Source organism: Rhizobium sp. KNZ2-6A (assembly GCF_056755475.1).
The window spans coordinates 109,016-116,612 of the sequence record NZ_JBNDIC010000020.1; the positions used below are offsets into that span (position 1 = coordinate 109,016).

Annotated in this window: 6 protein-coding genes; 3 read left to right on the forward strand and 3 right to left on the reverse strand. The window is 50.2% G+C overall.

Features of this window, described 5'->3' with window-relative positions:
* Window position 1: 1 nt before the first annotated feature.
* Entirely contained in the window at window positions 2–1,045 is a 1,044-nt protein-coding gene (locus ACPYOP_RS15985) for a class I SAM-dependent methyltransferase (RefSeq protein ID WP_481411343.1), read from the reverse strand.
* Window positions 1,046–1,215: 170 nt separating this feature from the next.
* Here ACPYOP_RS15985 and ACPYOP_RS15990 point away from each other — a divergent pair, with 170 nt between their 5' ends.
* From ACPYOP_RS15990 to ACPYOP_RS16000, 3 genes are all read left to right on the forward strand, one after another.
* Window positions 1,216–2,016 carry an ABC transporter permease gene (locus tag ACPYOP_RS15990; protein WP_481411344.1) on the forward strand — a complete coding sequence of 267 codons (801 nt, stop codon included), beginning with the start codon at window positions 1,216–1,218 and terminating at the stop codon, window positions 2,014–2,016.
* Window positions 2,017–2,030: 14 nt separating this feature from the next.
* Window positions 2,031–3,377 carry an ABC transporter ATP-binding protein gene (locus tag ACPYOP_RS15995; RefSeq protein ID WP_481411345.1) on the forward strand — a complete coding sequence of 449 codons (1,347 nt, stop codon included), beginning with the start codon at window positions 2,031–2,033 and terminating at the stop codon, window positions 3,375–3,377.
* Window positions 3,378–3,499: 122 nt separating this feature from the next.
* Entirely contained in the window at window positions 3,500–3,997 is a 498-nt protein-coding gene (locus ACPYOP_RS16000) for an LbetaH domain-containing protein (RefSeq protein WP_481411346.1), read from the forward strand.
* Between the two features lie 134 nt (window positions 3,998–4,131).
* Here the strand turns inward: ACPYOP_RS16000 and ACPYOP_RS16005 are convergent, their stop codons facing one another.
* Complete coding sequence (locus ACPYOP_RS16005; protein WP_481411347.1) at window positions 4,132–5,157, reverse strand: class I SAM-dependent methyltransferase; 1,026 nt, start codon at window positions 5,155–5,157, stop codon at window positions 4,132–4,134.
* 283 nt (window positions 5,158–5,440) lie between these two features.
* Window positions 5,441–7,591, reverse strand: coding sequence for a TonB-dependent siderophore receptor (locus tag ACPYOP_RS16010; RefSeq protein WP_481411349.1), 2,151 nt, complete (start codon window positions 7,589–7,591; stop codon window positions 5,441–5,443).
* Window positions 7,592–7,597 lie beyond the last annotated feature (6 nt).

Consider the following 7,597-nt stretch of genomic DNA (forward strand, 5'->3'; position numbering starts at 1 on the left):
TTTAGTTAGGGGAAGATGCGGAGATCTCAAATTCGTAACACAGACCGTTACGGCGGCCACGCGCCCTAATATCTATGTTCAAAAATCCCTCCGCTTTCAGAAGCTCGGCGAAACTTTCGGGCGTCAACGCATTATAGTGAAAATCACCAGCGTAGTCTTGCGCGCCAAACAAAACCTCGCGAAAATCGGCAAAGCTGTATTCGCCAGTTGCTGCATGTTTAATCATTGCGTCGCAATCCGGCATAATTGCATGGAAAACACCCCCTGCCGCCAGGAGAGATTTCCAATATGGAAGCAATCGACGTTTAAGCATTTCCTGAGGAAAATGCTCGATGAGGTGCGAGCTAAAGATCTTTTCAACGTCACCTTTTTCAAAAGGAAGGCCATCCACCGACGCGACGACATCAACCCCCGGCAGTTCCCTCATATCGACGTTGATATATCCTTCCAAAGGATGCAACCCGCAGCCGAGATTTAGTTGATAGCGCCCCTTCCCAAATTTAGCTAGTTTATCCGCAGCGAGAACCCTTGCTTGAAGCGGCTCAGCAGAATCTCCGAGAGCATTTCGATCAAACTCGGAGCTTGCGGTTGAAGCAGAACGCTCACCAAACTTCATTTCGAACAGAATCTCACGTCGCAAAAACTCAACCCGATCTTCGAGCTTCCGTTGATCTCGAACAATCTGGCCCTCGAGGCGCTCTCGAAGCCATTGCTGGTCAATTGCGATTGACTGATTTAGACGCTCCTCCAGGCGCTTCTGATCCGCAGCTAAATTTGCAAGCGCTTCAGCAAAGGTCTTGTCCGATGATTCAGTTTTTTTTACATGCGCCGAAAAAGCTCTGGCAAGCGCAGACAACGAACTTAAGACGCCACCTTCCTGTTGCGTGGACGTGCTCATCTCCAACAGTGATATACGCCGGACCAATGGATCGACAGCTCCAGTAATCATTGAGTTAACGCGAAACGCGATTCTGTGCCAAATGGCCAACCATACGGGGCGTACGATGGGTTTTGCAGACGACTTGATTTTTTCTTTGAAGCTCATTCGAACTCCCCTTGGCATTAAATTGAGGTGCTACGCTTTAATTAATTGACTGGAAAATGCAAGTTCCAATCCGCTCGCGCCTACGAGCGGATTGCGCCATACCCCATGATAGCTTAAATGGCCGGTAATTTTGAACGACGGAAAATGTTCGGAGCGGAGTGGAGAAACAGTTGTTTAACAAGGTGTGCAATGACGTGAGATTGGCATGGCTTTTGGCAAAGCGTGATTTACGAAATCGCTATGCGTCGTCTTATGCGGGCTTTGTATGGGCAATCGGCGTTCCGCTTGTCTATGCACTCATAAATATTGTCGTGTTCTCCTTGCTGATGCGAGGGCAGATGGGAGAACGATATGGCAATGTGCCCTTCACAGTCTTCTACTTCGTAGCCCTCTCACAATGGATTATGTTTGCAGAAGTCGTGCCTCGATCGGCGAACATTATTCGAGAATATTCATATATTCTCAAAACAAGGGTAGGGTTTCCCGTCTGGATAATTCCTTTAATTCCACTTGCCTCAGCGTTTGTAACACAACTTGTAATCGCTCTCCTATGCGCAATATATATGTGGGCACACAACCTTGCCCCCTCACCTTCCACACCTATAATTTTTTTCGTTTGGCTCACCAGCATTACAATCACTGTTGGAGTCGCACTTATTGTCGCCAGCATTTCGGTCTTCATTCCAGACATGAATCAAATAGTGCCTATCGTTATCAATGTCATTTTTTGGCTGACACCAATTCTCTATCCACCCTCTATGGTTAGTGCTGCATCGCCTGCAATCCAGTGGATTATCGTCGGCATTAACCCATTCTATTATGTTACAGAAGCAGCGCGATTGTCCGTATTTGGAGCCGCCTCGGAAATATGGAAGGATATTTTAGTTGCCGCAATTTATGGAATTACTTTCATGATCCTTGGCTCTTACGTTTTTAGGAAGCTTCGCCCTGGCTTCACAGATGTGCTTTGAGGAGGCAAGATTTTATGGATGCTAGCATATTCACTCCAGCGATAAGCCTTAGTGGCATCAGCAAGGCATATACAACCTACGAGAAGCCTTGGCATCGCCTTGCGGAACTTCTCTCAGGAAATCGGCGCAAGCTCGGGCATCGTGTCAATGCCTTGAGCAATGTCTCCCTCGAATTGCAGAAAGGAGACCGCCTTGGCATTGTCGGGGAGAATGGAAGTGGCAAAAGCACCTTGTTGAAGATCATCAGTGGGGTCCTCACGCCCACGACTGGTTCCGTGTCTGTCAGGGGGCGTGTCTCAGCCTTGCTGGAACTGGGTGCAGGGTTTAACGGTGATCTATCGGGACGTGACAATATCGAAGCTTTTGGTGTCATCCACGGGCTCTCCTCCGATGAAATTCAGGAAGCTATACCGAAAATTATTGCCTTTAGTGAGCTTGGAGAATTTATCAATTATCCAGTGAAGACTTACAGCAGCGGTATGGGGGTGAGGCTTGGCTTTGCATGTGCGGTTTACGTTCGTCCAGATATTCTTATCGTGGACGAGGCGCTTAGCGTCGGCGACGCCTATTTTCAAAACAAATGCTTGCACAAAATTAAAAGCCTGCTTGATGACGGTGTCACATTTATTTACGTCACGCACACCGCTGACAGCGTGCGAGCACTCTGCAACAAAGGGCTTTGGATGGAAAAGGGGCACCCAAAGCTTTTTGCTTCGTCGAGCGAAGTTGGCGAGAGATACAACGCAGCTATGTTCGAAAAGATTTCCCACGCGCAGCAAGCAGTAGAACTTGATTCAAGTACAGACGAGTTGGAGTCCCCGACCACGTCAAGCGACCACGCCATTGACGACGCCAGAGCAAAGGTCTTTGCTGAGCGCGTTGAAGCGCTGCGCACCGGTAGCGGTGAAGTTCGCATCACTGATATTACCATAGGTAACGACGTTGAGAGCGTTGAGATTGATGAACTTATGAAAATAAGAGTGTACTTACGGCGATTTGGGAAAATTCCGGAGAACTGCGCTCTAGCAGTCGGAATTACTGACAAAATGGGCCGGCAGATCTTACATTTTAGCTCCGCAATTAAGAACATTTATCTTAACAGAATGGGTATTGGCGGTGAGACTTGTATTGAGTTCCGTTTCAATAACGTACTCTGCCCAGGAGAATATGGTGTGATCGCGGGCGTGGGGCCACTAGATAAACACCCGCAGTCCGATAGTCTCTCCGTACCCAAACAGGTGGTTGACTATTGCGTAGGCGGAGCTCGGTTTTCAGTTCGCTTTCCGAACTCTGGAGATATAAAAGATCTATGGGGAGTGGTCCATACACCGTATGAAGTTGTTCAAGTTGCGAAGACCTGAAGAATTTCATTCAATTGCAAGCCTTAAGCGCTCTCAACACTTTACTCAAATCAGGCAGCGACCAATGCGATCTAACTTGTCGAGTTATTCTCCTACCTCCGCGGGCAACGAAATAGACAGTTATGATTAAATATTTTAAAGACTTTATTAGAAAAATTGCAAGAGATGAAGTTGATCAACGATTGCACGAAATAATAACCTACCTTGAAGGAAGAGATTTTACTTCGAAAATTGCACAAAACCTCATAACAACTCCGACGATCTGGGGCGGCGACTGGAGTAAAGTTGAACTTGGAGAGCGTGTAACCCTGGTTAATACACTACTGAATGTCTCGTCAGGCAAGATCGTTATTGGTGATTTCTCTTTTTTTGGTCATAATGTTTCCCTTCTCACGGGCACCCACTTCCTCGACAAGGAAAAAAATGAACGACAAGCTTTTCCTAGCAGCGGGCGTGACATTATTATCGGTAATAGCGTCTGGATCGCTAGTAATGCCGTGATCCTCGGTCCTTGCCAAATAGGCGACAGGGCGGTCATCGCCGCAGGTGCTATTGTCACTGATGATACGATTGAACCTGATAGCGTTTACGCGGGATGCCCTGCGAGACGTATTCGCTAAAAATTAGCATCACAAACTAGCGCATGATGCCATCCTGGAAGCTAGCGTAAACGGTTTCATTGCCACCGCGCTCAATCATCTTCTGGCCGTTCCCTTGGATAACGATAATCTAAAACGACCCGCAGCTATTATCGCTATTTCGGTTTCTCCGCCACTAAAACCATATCGCATCCTGTTTCCGGATATATATTGCCTATGTGAATATTTCGAAGTGAAAAGCCGACAGCAGATGGCAAACGCTTCCAAACCTCGGGGCTTATGATCCATACATGTTCTGGTGCGTTATCAACGTCAAGTGGTACCGCAAAAAATAGCCAGCCGCCAGGTTTAAGTACGCGCATGATTTCGTTAAATGTCGACTCTAGGTCAAGGCTATGTTCAAGTGAGTGGGAGGAAAAAACAAAATCATACTCGCCATCTTCGCAAGGGAGCTTCTCATTTGAAGCACGCAAAAAACTAAAATTAGGTCGGCCCTGCGTTTTACCGATATTTCCGCTTATAACTCTCTCGTCTATGTCGAGACCAGTATAAGTGAAATTCGCTTGCTCGAAGTACTCAAGCATGCCAGGAAGGAAATTCCCGCATCCTATATCGAGAACCTTTGCGCCCTGAGTCACATAAGGTTCAGCCTCTCTCCATCGCATGAGGTATGCATCTCGACGCTTTAGAGTGATTTGCTCTATATCTTGTCCGGTTTCTATGATGTTCCGCAGCCAGCGATCAACTTGATCAGTTTGAACAGACCTAAACCTCTCTTCATCGAAATGCGTTATTTCGTTTTCTGAATCCATCATTAAAGTTTTTGGCACAAATGCGCCATAAATGATCAACTCCTCGCCCTGAGAGATTACAGGCTTGCCCACAATCGTCAGAGAATTAGCCAATATTACATCTGTATAGGTACTGACGGAGTATAGATTTTCCGTTCGGGATGGATCTTGATCACACGATACCGTGCCGGACCATGGGTGATGCATGACTAAGAAGAGGATGTCTCTGCCGGGTTCATTCCATTGAACCGACGACCCTCTCCCAAAACCGAGATTTAAAGTTTGGTCCGGCCGCTCTTGCCATTTTCCTGAATATTGAAAGCGTGGATCGTCATAAGCGACAAAATCGTAGTTCTGCTTTCGATAAATTTGCTTGAACAGAGATGCCATTATGCCCTCAAATTTGCAGCTCATCCGCTTTCGATGACTTGGCGTATGTAGTGCATTTGTGTCGCCCTGCAAATACTACGAAGGCATTTTACCGCCTTCTGCCAGGAAGCTATCGCTTAGGGAACGGGTTCCACGTTTGCCATGTATCTTTCATTGTGCTTCCGGCAGCTGGAACCAATCCAAGCAGAAGAGACCATCAATCTGAGACAAGTTCACCTTTAAGATCAGAACGTTATGCCTGGCCAAGCGCCCTCAGACAAAAACGTCGACGCCCGCGATGCACCTACCACCGATATTTCAGCGACGCCGTGAAGTTTCGTCCCTGGCCGAGATAGCAATAACCCTCGTTGCAGACCGTCAGGCGGCGGTTGGCGATATTTCGGACGTCGACGGAGGCGGTCAGGCCTTTGTATTTCTGGTCGATCGCGCCGAAGTCATAAGAGAGCGCCGCGTCCAGGTAAAAGCTCGCGTCATTCTTGCCAGTGTTGCCCGTGCTCGTGTAGGTCTCGCCCGTGTAGCGGATACCGGCGCCAATGGTGAGGCCCTTTACGGCCGAATCCTCCTGGAAGGTATAGTTCGACCATAGGCTGGCAATGCTCTTGGGTGTGACGGCAGGCGCGTTGCCGGTGTTGTCGCCGCGGGTGATTTCGGAATGATTGTAGGAGTAAGCGGCAATCACATCCCAGCCCTCAGTGATATTCGCCCTGGCTTCCAGCTCGATCCCCTTGTTGGTCACTTCGCCGAGCGAGGCATAGATGCCTGTCAGCGGATCGACCAGGACGGGCTTGTTCTTCTCGGCGAGATGATAGGCGACAGCTGAAAGCAGGATGTCGGTGCCTGGCGGCTGATATTTCACGCCCAGTTCGTATTGTTCGCCCTTCGTAGGGCCCAGGATGCTGCCGGACGCGGATCGCTGCGTAACCGGATTGAAGGAGGTCGAATAGCTGGCGAAAGGCGCGATGCCGTTATCGAAGAGATAGAGCGCGCCAGCCTGGTAGGAAAATGCGTTCTTGCTGAGATTGTCGTCCGTGGTAGTGCCGGAAGAGACGAAAGTCGTATCGGTCGACTGCTTGACCAAGGTCTGCCGCCCGCCGAGCGTGAAGCGCCATTTGTCGAGCTCGATCTGATCAAGCGCATAGGCGCCGATCTGCTGCAGGCTGGCATCGACCCTGCTGAAATTATAGTCCGGTGTCGGGCCGGATACGCTATAGGTCGGATTGTCGATATCGAAGTCGTAGGCGGGGTTGGCCGTCGCATCCATCCCATATGCGAAGGAATCGTTCATATGGGTATAGTCCAGACCGAACAGCATGGTGTGGCTAGCCGGACCGGTATCGAACTTGGATTCGAGCTGGTTGTCGACCTGGAAAACATTTATTTTATCGCTGATCGCACTTGCTCCGCGATGGGCGACGTTTCCCGTCCAGCCGTAGGTGCCGAGATAGCGCGCTTTCAGATCCAGGTGCGAGAAGCGAAGAGTCTGGCGGAAGGTGAAGCCGCCGTCGAATTCGTGCTCGAACTGGTAGCCGACCTGCTGCTGCCGGGTCTTCTGGTAATCGTAGTCAGGATCGCTGCCGCGCAGCTTGAGGACGTTGCCATCAGGGCTGGTCAGTGCGCCGACATTGGCGTCGACCTCGGTGGACTGCGCCGATCCGTAGACCGTAAATTTCGTCGCATCGTCAGGCTTCCAGGTGAAGGACGGCTGGATGAAATAGCGGTCGTCGGCGATATCGAAATTGGTATCGCCCTTTCGCGCCAAGCCGACGATCCGATACAACATGGTATCGTCGTCCTTGCTGACCGGGCCGCCGAAATCGAACATCGTCTGGGCGCGATCGGATGTTCCGTAGAGAACCCCAACCTCCCGGATCGGTTCTTCCGTCGGCAGCTTCGATATCTTGTTGATGATCCCGCCCGGCGAGCCGGCGCCATAGAGCACGGACACCGGTCCCTTGATCACTTCCACACGGTCGAGCGAATAGGGATCGGTCCGGAACATCCCGTAATTCATATAGGGCTGCCGCAATCCGTCGCGATAATCGCCGACGGTGGTGACGTCGTTGCCGCGAATATAGATCTGGTCGAAGCGTGGATCGAAGCCGTAGGAGCCGGTCTGAACGCCGGCTGAATAGCGCACCGCTTCGATGACATCCTGCGCGCCGCGTTCCTCCAGCTCCTTCCTGGTTATGACCGAAACGGATCGCGGCGTTTCAACCAGAGGCGTATTGATCTTGGTGGCGCCCAGACTTTTCTTTGCCGCTATCGTCGTATTGTCGCTTGCGTCGCGCGACTGGCCGCTGACGACGATCGGAGCGAGCTGCGTCGCATTGCCGCCATTTGCATTGGAATCCTGCGCAAAGGCATTTCCGCTCAATGCAAATAGTGTTGCAAGTGCGGTGGCACTGCCCGCGAGGCGAAATCTCTTACGTGTCAAACTATT